Source organism: Saccharopolyspora sp. NPDC000995, from assembly GCF_053599315.1.
In genome coordinates, this window is record NZ_JBSFLZ010000055.1 from 26,541 (window position 1) to 39,988 (window position 13,448).

Below are 13,448 nucleotides of genomic sequence, written 5' to 3' on the forward strand. Positions count from 1 at the left end.
ACCGGATGACCGGGGTTTGTCCGCGTAGCGCCCACGTCCTGGCTTTCGGCGTCCGTAGCGTATGGCCTGCCTGCCTCGTCCTCGAAGCAGGTCCACGCCCCACGCTCGGCCGCTAGCTTTTGCCTGCCGACACGCCGCAAACTAAACCCGGACAATTCAGGCTCTGTAGCCACGTTGCGGCGAGACCTGCCTGTGGGCGATCGTGTTCCTATTCAGTGGTTCACGGTTGCCACTAAGCCTGGCGGGAACCGGATCATGCGTTCGCCGGGGAAATTCATGCCGGGTATGGCGACCACGGACGCGTTTTCACGTCGTCAGATTCGCCGGACATCACGTTCACCTATGCTGATGTGCAGCCGGTCTGCCATAACCGTCCAACTGGAGTCAGCAATGTAAGTCTGATCGTGGGCGGTTGATTGGTTTCGGCCTACGACTGTTCCCACCCCCAAATAGTCGACCACCTTTCCCTTGTGCACGCCAAGGAACCCATACGGTCCTGCGAAGGCATCCACCAATTCGTTAAAAGCCTCCTGGGTCTCGTCGAACCGGGTGTCGCTTGCGCCCCGCAGACTGAGGATGTAACCGCGAAAATCGACTGCGCGGATGAGGTCGAAGAATCGTTCGAGACGACGAGGAAGCTGGCTGCCGCGAAGCATATTCGAGAAACGCCCTTGGTCGGAGTCGTACTCGGTTCTGCCGATCACTGCGTCCATGAGGTGGACCAGCGGCGAGGCCGATCCACTCGGCCCTGCTGGATAGCCCGGCGGCGGCACCGTCCACGTGACGAGGGTCTTCGCCCAGTCAACCGGATCGCAGAACGTCTTGCTGTTGTGACGTGGACTGATCTTACGGAAAGCTCGGGTAGCCCCCCGCGCGCATTCCGCGATCCGCACTAGCGCCGCAGCAACGTCCGCATGCCCGTCCGGACCGCCCCGCTCGATCGCACGCTGAGCACGGCACACCTGTTCGATTGCCGAAGTGCTGGCAGCGTGAATGTCCACGAAGGACGAAGTGAACACGCGCTCGGTTTCGTTGCCGTAGACCGGCACCATCGGTCGAATAGATTCGATCACCGCGTCCTCGACGCGATACTCCCCACCGGGGCCCGAGTGGCCTTCGTCGATAAAGGTGAAGTTGTTGAAGACCCAGTCTTCGAGGGTGAGGCAGGGGCCGGTTCTCCCCATCCGCTGGCACACCTGTGTCCACGGTACTTTAATAGCGTCCGGCAAGTCAGCGGGAATGTTGCTGTTGCGGGGAAGGTGCAGCCTTTCCAGACCGAACCTCCAGTAGGAGTGCGCGATCAGCCCGAGCAGCGTACTCGCCCATTTGACCTGGTGATCGGGCAGGTCCTCGGGACCAGCGGGCAGCAACGGGAGGTCACTGAGGACCGCCTGCGCCTTCGCACTGAAGGCGAGGTCCGGTAGGCCAGCTGCGACGTCTTCCCAGATGGCATGGGGTCCGGTAAGTGCGGCCGTGTGCAACCTGCGCGGAAGAAAACCATGCTCGAATGTGATGTCTCCGTCCAGTTGAACCGGCGCCCGGTAACTCGCGGCGACACATTGGTCCAGCGATCCCGTCGAACGCTGCTCAGGGACCGGGTTCAGCGAACCTAACCGTCTCTGTTCAGGAATCGTACGGACCTGCTTGGCGGTGGTGTCAACCGTGGCACCAGTACTCATGCTCTTCCCCAATCCATTGTCCGATGTGATCGATGGCTTGCTGGGCGTGTTGCACCGAATCGCTGTCGTCGGCATCGCGCGTGCCTGGACGAGTCGCGTCGGCGCTAATATGAATGAGCGCGTCCATCAAGTTGTCGACCGAGTGTCGCAGGCGCTCAAGAATGGCACGAGCGGTCGCTGCGCCACCTGTGGCAAGAATGCCTTCGGTCACCGATTTGACGTTGCTGGCGAAGACCGCGCTGTCCGCAGACTGGATCGCGCGCGGGTCCGCACCGATGCGCTCAAGAACCTGCACGAACGAGGGAAGGTGATCATCCAGCAAGTGGCAGTAAGACTGAGTGGAGAACACCAACTCAAGAACCGGATCACGTGTATCGTCGCGTTGCACGGCGAACGAGTTCCGGACCAGGCACAGGTAATCGAGAAGCCGTGGCCACTCACTCAAATCTTCGGCCCGGTCGCGCGGATCGATCCTAGCGACGCCAAGCTGCTCGATCTTCCGGACCACGGATTTCCTGTGGTGGGCCGAAACGTGGTGGTAGTCCCGCGACGCGTCACGACCAATGTTGGCGAACATCACGGCGCATCCGCCGGGGTGCTGTGCGATGAATTCCGTGACGTCGAGAACCTGATCGTCGATCACTATCCATTGCGCATCCCGGTCCGCGACGTCCGCCATTGAGACGACCGGCAAGGGACATTCACGAGATTCTCCGCCCGCCGGTTTCGAATTTTTGCCGAGTGCCGTGTTTACTTCCTGGTCATATCGTCGCAATCGAGTGAATCCTTGTTCTTCGCTGCACGAGAATCCGAATGCAAGTAATCAAAGAATCGGGAGATGACTGGGCGGGAAGAGCAATTCTTCGATACGTCCCGTACGATAGAGCAAGCGCGGCGGCGGCACGATAGCCCAGGATCATCGGTTGCACGAAAGTTCTAGATTGAGTGCGCTTGTGTCCCCGCGGCCTAAGTTGGCCCGCCCCCTTGTTTGCAGGAGCGAGAAGTCGTCTTACCCGGTAGACGCATGGCGCAAGCCTGTCGGGGCATAGAACTGCCGGGGTGGGCAACGACGGGTCACGGTTGGCGCGTCCAAATGGACCCCCTCGAGCAGGGCGGCAGCCAGTTCGTCGCGTCACGCAGCGAGCTTGCTGCTGACGGCACATAGCTCAGCCAGTCGTCGGCGCTGGGCTTTACAGGTGGGCGAGGGTTTTGATCGACGGCACGGCCGTCTTGCCCAAGCGGTCCACCGCGCGCTGCACATGGTCTCCCGGGTAGCGGAAGCGCAGCTGGTCCGGGACCGCCAGGCCCGCCGCACGAAAAACGCACAGCCCGGCCGCGACCACCAGCGCCGGGTACCCCGGGCGGCCGTGCAGTTTCCGCGCCCACCCCGGCAGCACCGAGTACGCGAGGTGCCCGAGGGGCAAATAGCCGAGATTCACCGGCAGCAGCCACCACGGCGCGAACGGCTGGTGCAGAAACCGGTAGACCAGGTCCGAATCTTCCGTCCGCTGCAGTTCGGGCCGGATCTGCTCGAAGTACTCCGCCATCTCACGGCTCGAACCGGGCACCCCCGCCGGGTCGAGCCCGACCAGCGCGGCGGTCCGGCGTTGTTCTTCGAAGTACCGGTTGAGTTGCGCTTCGGTCAGCGGGAATCCCGCGCGCCGCACCACGATTGCAAACGAGGCGACCTCGGCGCAATGCACCCAGCGCAGCAGGTCAGGATCGTCCAGGCGGATCTCGGCGCCGGTGCGCGGATCAGTCGCGCGGAGCGTGCGGTGCACCCGGCGGACCCGTTCGGCAGCGGACTCGGCTTCGGTCGTGGTGCCGTAGGTCGTCGTGGCGACGAAGTTCCCGGTGCGCATCAGGCGGCCCAGCGGGTCTTCCCGGAACCGGGAGTTCTGCACGACCGCCGCCACCGCGCGGGGATGCAGCGCCTGCAGGAAGAGGCTGCAGATGCCGGCGACCCACATCGTGGGGTCGGCGTGCAGCTGCCAGGTCACGGTTTGCGGCCCGAACAGCCCTTCGTCGCGCATCCGCCTCACCCGCCCAACACGAGCACCGGCACCAACTGCTCGGCCGAAGTGAGCGACCCGTGGTGGCCGCGCAGCGCGGACTCCCCCGGCTCGACCACCGACCGGATCACCCCGGAATCGCGCATGATCGCCAGCACGTCGCCGATGCGCGGGCGCACCGAATCGGCCACCACGGGACCGAACCAGCCCTCGTCGATCGCCTGCACGCCGGTGAGCACCACGCCCCGGTCGCCGATCGTCTCCCGCCACGCGGCATGCACATCGGCCAGCGCGCCGGGTTCGACGTAGACGTGGCGTGCGCGGACTTCACCGCCGAGGAGCCGGACACCGGCTTGCAGCGCCGGATCGGTGTCGGCATCAACTGCCTCAACCGGGTCGACCTGAACCATGCCGTGGTCGGCGATCACGGCCAGCACCGCGTCCGGAGGGAGCCGCTCAGCCAGCGTCGCCACCAGCCGATCGAGCACGGACAGTTGCAGACGCCACGGCAATGAACCCGGGCCGTGCACGTGCCCGAGCAGATCGAGATGACCGTGGTAGCCGTAGCACAACGCCGGGCCGTCGGCGCTCAGCGCGGCGAGCAGCTCGGCTGCGAGATCCCCCAGGGCTCGCAAGCCCCGGAAATCCCCGCCGCGAAACGCCGCCCTGGTCAGCCCCGTATTCTTGAACTCCGCGGGCACGGCGGTCCGGACTTCGACGCCCGCAGCGACCGCCCGTTCCAGCACCGTCGGCATCGGTTGCACCTGCTCCGGTGGCCACTGGCCGAGCAGGCTTCGTCGGCCCCCGATGGAATCGCCGACCGTGCCGTGCGTTCCCCAGCTCAGCGGGTGCAGCAGGCCGCCCGAGGGCTCGGCGAAGCTGTAGCCGACGAGACCGTGCTCACCCGCGCACCGGCCGGTGCCCAGCGAAGTGATGCTGGTGACCGTCGTCGTCGGGAAACCCGCCTTCAGCGGTGGCGTCGTCAGCAGGCTCGCCATGAACGGCGCGTCCTCGGCGTGCTCGCGCAGCAGGTCCCGGCCGAGACCGTCGATCAGCACCGCCCCGGCGGTGCGGCAGACCGGGAACCCGATGGTGTCGGCGAACCCGGCTACGCCCATCGCGCCGAGCAGCGACGGCAGGACGTCGGGCAGCGCGCGCCCGTCACCGTCGGGTGTGACGATCCAATCCATGGCGTCCTGCCTCTCATGTGAGCGGGGCTGCGCTCACGACCGTCAGAATCCCATCGCCCGCCCGATGATCTCCTTCATGATCTCGGTGGTGCCGCCGTAGATCGTCTGAATCCGGGAATCCAGGTACGCCTTGGCGACTGGGTATTCCGTCATGTAGCCGTAGCCGCCGTGCAGTTGCAGGCAGCGGTCCACGACCCGCTTGTTCAGCTCGCTGAGCCACCACTTCGCCATCGCGGCGTGCTCGACGTCCAGTTCACCGCGAACGTGGTCCATGATGCAACGATCGGTGAACACCCTGCCGATCTCGACCTCGGTGGCCATCTCCGCCAGCTCGAAGCGGATGTGCTGGAACTTGCCGATCGGGCGGCCGAAAGCGGTGCGATCCCGGCAATAGTCCTTGGTGATCGACAGGACCTTCTCGGCGGTGGCGGCCGAGGCGACCGCGATCGACAGCCGCTCCTGCGGCAGGTTCTGCATCAGGTAGATGAAGCCCTTGCCTTCCTCGCCGAGCAGGTTGCGCGCCGGCACCCGCACGTCGTTGAAGAACAGCTCCGCGGTGTCCTGCGACTTCTGGCCGATCTTGTCGAGGTTGCGGCCGCGTTCGAAGCCCGGCATGCCGCGCTCCACGACCAGCAGGCTGATGCCCTGGTGTCCGGCGTCCTGGTCGGTGCGGGCCACCACGATCACCAGGTCGGCGAGGATGCCGTTGCTGATGAAGGTCTTCTGCCCGTTGAGGATGAAGTCGTCGCCGTCGCGCACCGCGGTGGTTCGGATGCCCTGGAGGTCGCTGCCCGCGCCCGGCTCGGTCATGGCGATCGCGGTGATGATCTCGCCCCGGCAGAACCCGGGCAGCCAGCGCTGCTTCTGCTCTTCGTCGCCCAGCGCCATCAGGTAGGGCGCGATGATGTCGTTGTGCAGCGGGGAACCGAAGCCGGAGATGCCCGCGTTGACGAGTTCCTCGTCAAAGACCACGTTGAACCGGAAGTCGTCGGCACCACCACCCCCGTACTGCTCGTCGACGGCGAAGCCCAGCAGCCCCTGCGAACCGGCCGCCAGCCACGCCTCGCGGCTGACCACCCCGGCGGCCTCCCACTCCTGGACGTGCGGCACGAGTTCCTTGTTGACGAAGGTGCGTGCCGTCTCGCGGAACGCCTCGTGCTCGGGCTCGAACAACTCCCTGCGCATCGGTTTCACGCCTCCTTTCGGTGTTCGCGCTGGTCGTGCGAGAGAGGGAACCTTCCTGCCACCCCAGCCCCGGCGCGGCGAGAGCATGGGAACCTTCCTGTCACCGCAACCCCGGCGGAGCCGCAGCATGGGAACCTTCCTGTCACCGACCGACCGGGTCCAGCCGCGGGCGTGTGCTTCGGACCCGGGTGGGGGTCGATGCGAGGAAGGGAACCTTGCTGCCACCCCGCGCACGGTGGGCGGGCTGCCGGAGTGGTGACGTTCATGGTTTCCCGGGGCCGAATGCGCCGGAGTCGAGCAGTTCGGACGGGATCTTCCAGTCCCGCAGCACGGCGTCGGTGTCGGCGCCGGGCTCTGCCACCGGTCCGGGCGGCGGGTTCGGGGTCCGGCTGAACCGCGGGGCGGGCGCCGGTTGCAGGGCCCCGTCTCGCCGGACCAGGGTTTCGCGGGCCACCATGTGGGGGTGGACTTCGGCTTCGGTCATGGACAGCACCGGGGCGACGCACGCGTCGGAGTCCGCGAACACCTCCGCCCACTCCTGCCGGGTGCGCTGCCGGAAGGTCGCGGCGAACAGTCCCCTCAGCTCCGGCCAGTTCGCCGGGTCATCGCGGTCTGGCACCTCGCCGGCTAGGCCCAGCCGGTCCAGCAGCTCGGCGTAGAACTGCGGTTCCAGTGCGCCGACGGAAACGTGCTCGCCGTCCGAGGTTTCGTAGACGTCGTAGTACGGGGCACCCGTGTCCAGCAGGTTCGTGCCGCGCTCGGTGCGCCAACCGCCGGTGGCCAGAAACCCGAACAGCATGGTCCCCAAGTGCGCCGCACCGTCCACAATGGCCGCGTCCACGACCTGGCCGCGCCCGCTGGTGCGGGCCTCCAGCAGCGCGGCGAGGACGCCGACCGCCAGGTACATCGCGCCGCCGCCGAAATCGCCGAGCAGGTTCGCCGGGACCTGGGGCGGACCGCCCTTTCGGCCGATGGCGTGCAGCATGCCGGTCAGCGAGATGTAGTCGATGTCGTGCCCGGCGGTGGACGCCAACGGCCCCTGCTGCCCCCAGCCGGTCATGCGCCCGTAGACCAGCTTCGGGTTGACGGCCCAGCACTGCTCCGGACCAACCCCGAGGCGTTCGGTGACACCGGGACGCAGCCCTTCCAGCAGCACGTCCGCCCGCTCGACCAGCGCCAGCACCACCTCCGCGCCGCGCTCGTGCTTCAGGTCCACCTGCACGGAGCGCTTGCCGCGGTTGAGCAGGTCGGTCTTGCCGCCGACGGCGGTGGGCCGGTCCACCCGCACCACGTCGGCACCGAGGTCGGCCAGCAGCATCGCGCAGAACGGGGAGGGCCCGATCCCGGCGAGTTCGACGACTTTGATCCTGGCCAGCGGCCCGCCTGTACCTGTCACGCCACACCTCTCCGCAGCCTGTGTCGCGCGCCAAAGCATCGCGACGAAATTAGTGTTACACCGTTGGTGTTACGGCGGTCAATGCCTTGACCTGCCCAAAGCCCCGATCTTGGGGCAGTTTTGACCTCGGATGATCATGAGGCATCCGTTGTTGGATCGATTTGCTAGCAGCGTCCCGGTGAAGAGTGCGGGGGCACGTTGGTTCAGGCGGCGGGGTGTAGGTCGGCGGCCGAGCCGAGCAGCACGCGCGCTATCGGTGCGGGCCTTCGCGGCTCAACCCAGCGCAGCAGCGTGGACCGGTGCTGCGTCTGCTTTCAGAACAATGCGGGAATCTTTTGTTCTTTTCGAAAGCGGTCGCCCCATGCGGCCCGACGGTATAGGAGATTGCATGCGACGAGCGGCGAGGAAGGCCAAGGTTCCGGTTGCTGCGCTGTATGCAGCCCGGCGCGGGTTCGCTACGCGCGCGGCCGAAGGCGGACTGAACGTGTTCGCGCTCGCCGACGTGATGGGGCACGCAGACATCAAGCAGACGAAGGAGTACGTGCAGCAGACGCCTACCGCCCGCGCACGCGTGATCGCGGCGCTCGGCCAAGCTCCGCCACTGGCTGTGAAGCCAGCCGCTGGCTGTGAAGCCTAAGGGGCTGCGTCCTGCCCGGCTCTGATGCAGTCGACGCCTTGTCCACCTAGGTCCATCTCAATCTGAACCACCGCAGGTCACAGCGTTGATGAGACACCGTTGGTGTTACAGCGATCGAGGAGTAACGTTTCGGCCATGCTCCGAACTGCGGACGAAGAGCTCACAATCGACGAACTGGCCGCCCGCGCCGGAGTCACCGTGCGCACCGTCCGGTTCTACTCCTCGCGCGGCCTGCTGCCGCCACCCCGGCTGCGTGGCCGGCTTGGCCTCTACGGCGGCGACCATCTGGCCCGGCTCGACCTGATCCGCGAACTGCAAGCGCTCGGTTTCACGCTGTCGGCGATCGAGCGCCGTCTGGAGCGCATCCCGGCCGACGCCTCGCCGGACGAGCTCGCGCTGCAACGCGCGCTGATCGCGCCGTGGACGGACGAGCACGCCGAAGACCTGGAGCGACACGACCTAGATCGCCGCGCGGGCCGGCACCTCGACGACGCGCTGGTGGAGCAGCTCATCCAACTCGGCATCCTGCAGCGGATTCCGGACTCGGCGCGGCTCCGGCTGCCCAGCCCGGCGATGCTGGGCGTCGGCCTGCAGATCCTGGACCTCGATCTGCCGCTGGAAATGCTGTTGCAGGCCAAGGGGATCGTCGAGCAGCACACCACGCAGATCGCGGCCGACCTGCGCGAGTTGTTCGCCGCGAACGTGCTGCGCCCCTACGTCGAGCGCGGCCGGCCGGAGGGCGAGCGCGAGCGGGTCCGCGCCGCGACCGACCAGCTGCGACCGCTGACCATCCAGGTCCTGGTGAACGGATTCCAGCGGGCCGTCAACGGCGTGATCCGCGATCACGTCTGATTCGGCCGGATCACGCCACCGGATTCCGGCTTTCGGCCGCTCGCCAGCGGCGCCACCGATGGGGTTTCATCGCGTCGTGACGCATGCCACTTCGAACGTGCGCCGAGGGGAGGCCAGATGAGCGTTTCGGAAGCCTGGGCCACCGCCGCGCTGGAAACGACCCTCCCGCAACTGGTCTCGCGCAACGCCGCGGAGTTCCCACAGCGTCCGGCGCTTACCGACGACGGACGCACCTGGACCTGGGCCGAGGCGCACCACGAGGTGCACGCGTTGGCCGTCGGGCTCGCGGCGATGGGCCTGTAAAGCGGCCAAACGATGCTGATCACGATGGCGAATCGCGCCGAGCGCTGGCTGATCGACGTCGCGGCAACCCATCTCGACGCGGTACCCAGCACCCTCTACCCCACGTTCAGCCAGAACCAGGTGCACCACATCGCCCAGCACAGCAGGGCTCGGGTGATCGTGCTCGACGGCGCCGACCAGCTGCGGCGCTGGTCGAAGGCGCTGCGCAACACGTCCACCATCGAGTCGTGGTGCTCGACGAGGCGGCGATGGTGTCAGCCGATCACTGGTCCCGCAACTGGGAAAGCCTGTGGCGGCTCGGCGAGCAGCGCTTGCGCGACGATCCCGAGCTGGTGCAGCGGGTGTGGCCGACGATCCAACCGAACCACCCGGCCGCGATCCTCTACACCTTCGGCGAGCAGAAAGGCGTGGTGCTCACCCACCAGAGCACCTGCTTCGCGGCGGCCGCGCTGCACCAGGCCAAGAAGCCCGAGCGGCACGCGCCGCGGCTGTGCCACCTACCGCTGGCGAATATCGCGGAGCGGACGATCGGGCTCTACGCGGCGATCCACGATGTCGCGCACATGCACCTGCGCCGATCAAGTCCGAATTCTCGCGGCGCTGGTCCGCGCCCGGTCGACCCTCTTCTTCGCCGTGCCCAGGGTTTGGGAAAAGCTCGCCGCCGCAATCCGGATGGCCAACAGCGCCCCGTGCAGCCTCATCGGTTTGCCCGGGGCGCTGTTGTCGCGGTGTCCCCTAGTTCGGGGGGACGAGCTCGCGGTTGCGGATCACAGGACGACGGTGCCTCCGTTGCCGCCGATACCGCCGCCACCGACGCCGTTACCACCGATGCCGGGGCCACCTGGCCCACCGCAACCGCCGTCACCACCGATTCCGCCGTTGCCACCCGCACCACCAGAGCCGCCGCCCTGGCCGCCGCCCGTGCCACCGCCGTTGCCGCCGGCACCACCATTGATCACGAGCGGGTTCCAGCCGCCGCCGAACGGAAACGTCGACAGGACCGTGCGCGGAGGCAGGTACTCAACACGCTGGTTGTCGAGCTCCGCGAAGCTCAACGGTCGAATCTTGCCGAACAATTGGTCCCCCCCAGTTTTTTACGGGCCGGAAGCTGCGCGCGGAGATCGATGCCGAAAACAAGGTCATGCCACCAGATCCCCATTCCAACGCCCCAGATTCGTTGGCATCAGCAAGGAGAATAAAGGCACAACGCGGCAGTTCGAAATTTTCCAACTCGTTTGGGCGGGTGATGCTGCTGCGGGCACCGCAGCAGCATCACACCCGCGTGGATGAGAAAGCGCATCGCACCATGCATCTTGAGTTCCAGCGGTCGTCGCAACATCCGAGCTTCGGGAACGCGATGGGCTTCGAGGTCCGCAAGCTGGCGTCGGCGCTGGGCTGCCGACACCCGAAGATCTCCGAGCTGCAGGACGGCAAGCAAACGGCCGAGGACTCAGACGTCAGGCAATGACTCGACGCCGTCGGCGCGTCCAAGTCCTCGATCGAGCAGATGCCCGAAGAACCGAGCTACGGATCAGCAAGGCTGCGTGGCGGGCCAGTCGCGCGCCGACCATCGCGCACGGCAGGAGCAGAGCTTCGACAGCGACCACGCCGCGACCCGCATTCGCAACGTCGAATTCCGGGTCCTGCCCGGACTTCTCCAGACCGCAGACTACGCACGCGCCCAGAACGGCCGCCGGGCGACGCGTGCTCCCGCTCAGCAATGACCATTGATCGCCGAAAGGCCCACCACCTTATCGAGCGACTCACCGCTTGTGGGCGACTACCTCTCCCGCTTGACCACGCCTTTTCGTGACAGCTCGTGATGGAAACCTGGTCGGGCGAACCACGTTTCAGTGATCCGTCGTCGCGTCTGCCGCGTTTTGCTCGGCCTCGGCGATAAAGAGAAGCGAATCGTCACTCAAATACCCAGGAGGAATGACGAGATGGCTGCAAAACGGCTCATCGCCCGGACCTGCCTCGCCGCCGCGGCTCTGGTCGGCACCGCGTTGGCACCGGCGCTCGCGAGCGCGGAACCCGCGTCGTCGGCGCACGGCAGCATGATGAACCTGTCGATCCGCGGCGAGGCGCGCGAGGACATCAGGACCACGTTCCTGACCTGCGAGCCCACCGGCGGATCGCATCCGTATGCGAATGACGCGTGTCAGGCGCTGAAGGACGTCAACGGTGACTTCACGAAGCTCACCACCAAGCAATCCGCGTGCCCGCTCAACTACAAACCGGTGACGCTCTCGGCGAAGGGCAGGTGGCAGGGCAAGCCGGTCACCTTCGAGAAGACCTTCCCGAACGACTGCGTGGCCGGCGCTGCTACCGGGAAGGTGTTCTCCTTCTGATGCCGCGGTCGGGCCCCGCTGCGCGCGGGGCCCGACACACGGCCGTGATTGACGGGGCGATGCTCTCGTCCCACGGTTCGGGAGGGTTACCGTGAGCCCATGGCGACCGACCCTGAAGACCGCGATTCGCGCTGGCCACGGCGGCTGTACCGGGACGGCTCCGACCCAGACCCGAGGTTCACCCTCGCCAACGAACGCACCTTCCTGGCCTGGATCCGCACCGCGCTGGCCCTGATGGCCGGAGGTGTTGGCATCGAGGCCCTGAACGCAGCCACCGGCCAGGCGAGTCCACTGCGGACGGCGCTGGCGGTCCTGCTGCTGCTGGCCGGGGTACTTTGCAGCGCAACGGCTTTCGCCCGTTGGATGGCCACCGAGCGCGCTTTGCGGCGCGGCCGGCCGCTGCCCGCGCCGCGGTTGGCGCCGGTCATCGGTTACGGGCTCGGCGCGATCGGCATCACCGCCTGCGTCCTGCTGTTCGTGTCCGGGTTCTGACGTGGAGCGCTCCGACGGGCCCTGGGATCCGGGGCTGCAGATCGAACGGACCACGCTCGCGTGGTTGCGGACCGCGCTCAATTTCGTCGTCGGCATGCTGGTGCTGCTGCGGCTCATCGCGCACGAGAGCACCCTCGCGGCGGCGGTCTGCGGAGCGCTCACCCTGCCGTTCGGGGTCGCCATCAGCTGGCTCGCGTGGCGGCGGCACCTTCGAATCGAACGCGGGCTGCACGCCGAGACCCCGCTGCCCGACGGGGCGCTACCGGCGGCGGCCGCCGCCTTGTCGGTGCTCGCCGGCTGCTCTGGCCTGACCTACGTGTTGTTCGCCTGAGTCAGGCGACCCGCAGCTCGATCTCGACGTTGCCGCGGATCGCGTTCGAATACGGGCAGACCTCGTCCGCCGCGTTGACGAGTTCCTGCGCCTGCTCGGGCGGCACGCCCGGCAGGTCGACGACCAGGCCGACGCTGAGTCCGAAGCCGCCGTCGCCGTTGCGGCCGATGCCGACCTGGGCGGTGCCCGACGAATCAGAGATGCCGACATCGGCGCGGCGCGCCACCAACTGGAGCGCGCTGTGGAAGCACGCCGCGTACCCGGCGGCAAAGAGCTGCTCGGGGTTGGTCGCCGCACCGCCGGGGCCGCCCAGCTCCTTCGGCACCGCGAGGTCGAGGTCCAGGACACCGTCAAGGGACCGAGTCCGCCCGTCCCGACCCGCACCCGTCGCCGTCGCCTCTGCCGTGTAGAGCACTGTCATCGTCGAGCCTCCTACTTGCCTTCTGCCCGCTGGGCCGCCGAATCCAGTGCGGCCGTCAGGCGTTCCAATGTGGACTTCAGCTCAATGAGTTCGTCGACCTGCATCCCAGTCGCGGACACCATCTGGTCCGGGACGCACCGAGCCTGTCCCCGCAGCTCCGAGCCGTCCGCCGTCAACGCGACGGCCACGGACCGCTCGTCCATGATGCTGCGTTGGCGCACGATCAGACCGCGCGCCTCCAATCGCTTCAGCAACGGCGACAACGTGCCGGAGTCGAGCCGCAGGGCGGCGCCGAGCTCCTTCACCGTCACAGACTCGCGCTCCCAGAGCACCAGCATCACGAGGTACTGCGGATTGTGCACAACTAAGCGGTGCACTGCCGATTGTGAGCATGGGAACCTTCCTGTCAGCGGAACCCAGCCGCAGCCCACGCCCCTGACAGCAAGGGAACCTTCCCGCCACCACGCCCGGCGCCGCGCAACAAAGGGGCCCTCGCTGCCGGGTGGCGGATTCTTGGGGTCCTCGCAACACCTGATGGCCTATGTGGCTGTAAGTAGATCACGCAGACGCTCGGCTGGAGTTTTCCAGCCGAGCGTTTT

At 66.9% G+C, this 13,448-nt stretch carries 18 protein-coding genes; 9 read left to right on the top strand and 9 right to left on the bottom strand.

Features of this window, described 5'->3' with window-relative positions:
• Positions 1–314: 314 nt before the first annotated feature.
• From ACWDKQ_RS19090 to ACWDKQ_RS19115, 6 genes are all read right to left on the bottom strand, one after another.
• Positions 315–1,679: a hypothetical protein gene (locus ACWDKQ_RS19090; protein WP_450140074.1), complete on the bottom strand. Its 1,365-nt coding sequence runs from the start codon at positions 1,677–1,679 to the stop codon at positions 315–317.
• Positions 1,657–2,454, bottom strand: a complete 798-nt coding sequence (locus ACWDKQ_RS19095) for a cytochrome b5-like heme/steroid binding domain-containing protein (protein WP_450140075.1) — start codon at positions 2,452–2,454, stop codon at positions 1,657–1,659. Before ACWDKQ_RS19095 ends, ACWDKQ_RS19090 begins: the two co-directional genes overlap by 23 nt.
• Positions 2,455–2,869: 415 nt before the next feature.
• On the bottom strand, positions 2,870–3,712 hold the full coding sequence (locus ACWDKQ_RS19100; RefSeq protein WP_450140076.1) for an oxygenase MpaB family protein: 843 nt from the start codon (positions 3,710–3,712) through the stop codon (positions 2,870–2,872).
• A gap of 5 nt (positions 3,713–3,717) precedes the next feature.
• Positions 3,718–4,881, bottom strand: a complete 1,164-nt coding sequence (locus ACWDKQ_RS19105; RefSeq protein WP_450140077.1) for an alkaline phosphatase family protein — start codon at positions 4,879–4,881, stop codon at positions 3,718–3,720.
• Between the two features lie 42 nt (positions 4,882–4,923).
• Positions 4,924–6,066 (bottom strand): acyl-CoA dehydrogenase family protein, encoded by a 1,143-nt coding sequence (locus ACWDKQ_RS19110; protein WP_450140078.1) that lies wholly within the window; start codon positions 6,064–6,066, stop codon positions 4,924–4,926.
• 262 nt (positions 6,067–6,328) lie between these two features.
• A complete protein-coding gene (locus ACWDKQ_RS19115; RefSeq protein ID WP_450140079.1) occupies positions 6,329–7,501 on the bottom strand; it encodes a CaiB/BaiF CoA transferase family protein in 1,173 nt (390 codons plus the stop codon).
• A 283-nt stretch (positions 7,502–7,784) separates the two neighbouring features.
• Between ACWDKQ_RS19115 and ACWDKQ_RS19120 the strand changes: the two genes are divergently transcribed.
• The 3 genes from ACWDKQ_RS19120 (at position 7,785) to ACWDKQ_RS19130 (ending at position 9,254) form a co-directional block, all read left to right on the top strand.
• Positions 7,785–8,099: a tyrosine-type recombinase/integrase gene (locus tag ACWDKQ_RS19120; RefSeq protein WP_450140092.1), complete on the top strand. Its 315-nt coding sequence runs from the start codon at positions 7,785–7,787 to the stop codon at positions 8,097–8,099.
• Positions 8,100–8,234: 135 nt separating this feature from the next.
• Positions 8,235–8,951 (top strand): MerR family transcriptional regulator, encoded by a 717-nt coding sequence (locus ACWDKQ_RS19125; RefSeq protein ID WP_450140080.1) that lies wholly within the window; start codon positions 8,235–8,237, stop codon positions 8,949–8,951.
• 117 nt (positions 8,952–9,068) lie between these two features.
• Positions 9,069–9,254 carry a hypothetical protein gene (locus ACWDKQ_RS19130; RefSeq protein ID WP_450140081.1) on the top strand — a complete coding sequence of 62 codons (186 nt, stop codon included), beginning with the start codon at positions 9,069–9,071 and terminating at the stop codon, positions 9,252–9,254.
• Between the two features lie 95 nt (positions 9,255–9,349).
• On the opposite strand, the gene ACWDKQ_RS19135 is transcribed toward ACWDKQ_RS19130, so the two are convergent.
• The gene (locus tag ACWDKQ_RS19135) at positions 9,350–9,475 is read right to left on the bottom strand and encodes a hypothetical protein (RefSeq protein WP_450140082.1); all 126 of its coding nucleotides are present in this window, start codon (positions 9,473–9,475) and stop codon (positions 9,350–9,352) included.
• A 9-nt stretch (positions 9,476–9,484) separates the two neighbouring features.
• Between ACWDKQ_RS19135 and ACWDKQ_RS19140 the strand changes: the two genes are divergently transcribed.
• The 6 genes from ACWDKQ_RS19140 to ACWDKQ_RS19165 all read left to right on the top strand — a co-directional run bounded on the left by ACWDKQ_RS19140 (position 9,485) and on the right by ACWDKQ_RS19165 (position 12,428).
• Positions 9,485–10,453, top strand: coding sequence for an AMP-binding protein (locus tag ACWDKQ_RS19140; RefSeq protein ID WP_450140083.1), 969 nt, complete (start codon positions 9,485–9,487; stop codon positions 10,451–10,453).
• A 44-nt stretch (positions 10,454–10,497) separates the two neighbouring features.
• Positions 10,498–10,722, top strand: coding sequence for a hypothetical protein (locus tag ACWDKQ_RS19145; protein ID WP_450140084.1), 225 nt, complete (start codon positions 10,498–10,500; stop codon positions 10,720–10,722).
• Positions 10,723–10,798: 76 nt separating this feature from the next.
• The gene (locus tag ACWDKQ_RS19150) at positions 10,799–10,978 is read left to right on the top strand and encodes a Scr1 family TA system antitoxin-like transcriptional regulator (protein ID WP_450140085.1); all 180 of its coding nucleotides are present in this window, start codon (positions 10,799–10,801) and stop codon (positions 10,976–10,978) included.
• Positions 10,979–11,107: 129 nt separating this feature from the next.
• Positions 11,108–11,605 (top strand): SSI family serine proteinase inhibitor, encoded by a 498-nt coding sequence (locus ACWDKQ_RS19155; RefSeq protein WP_450140086.1) that lies wholly within the window; start codon positions 11,108–11,110, stop codon positions 11,603–11,605.
• Positions 11,606–11,704: 99 nt separating this feature from the next.
• Entirely contained in the window at positions 11,705–12,097 is a 393-nt protein-coding gene (locus ACWDKQ_RS19160) for a YidH family protein (RefSeq protein ID WP_450140087.1), read from the top strand.
• 1 nt (position 12,098) lies between these two features.
• Positions 12,099–12,428 (top strand): DUF202 domain-containing protein, encoded by a 330-nt coding sequence (locus tag ACWDKQ_RS19165; protein WP_450140088.1) that lies wholly within the window; start codon positions 12,099–12,101, stop codon positions 12,426–12,428.
• A 1-nt stretch (position 12,429) separates the two neighbouring features.
• On the opposite strand, the gene ACWDKQ_RS19170 is transcribed toward ACWDKQ_RS19165, so the two are convergent.
• Positions 12,430–12,849: an organic hydroperoxide resistance protein gene (locus ACWDKQ_RS19170; RefSeq protein ID WP_450140089.1), complete on the bottom strand. Its 420-nt coding sequence runs from the start codon at positions 12,847–12,849 to the stop codon at positions 12,430–12,432.
• Positions 12,850–12,860: 11 nt separating this feature from the next.
• On the bottom strand, positions 12,861–13,226 hold the full coding sequence (locus ACWDKQ_RS19175; protein ID WP_450140090.1) for a MarR family winged helix-turn-helix transcriptional regulator: 366 nt from the start codon (positions 13,224–13,226) through the stop codon (positions 12,861–12,863).
• Positions 13,227–13,448 lie beyond the last annotated feature (222 nt).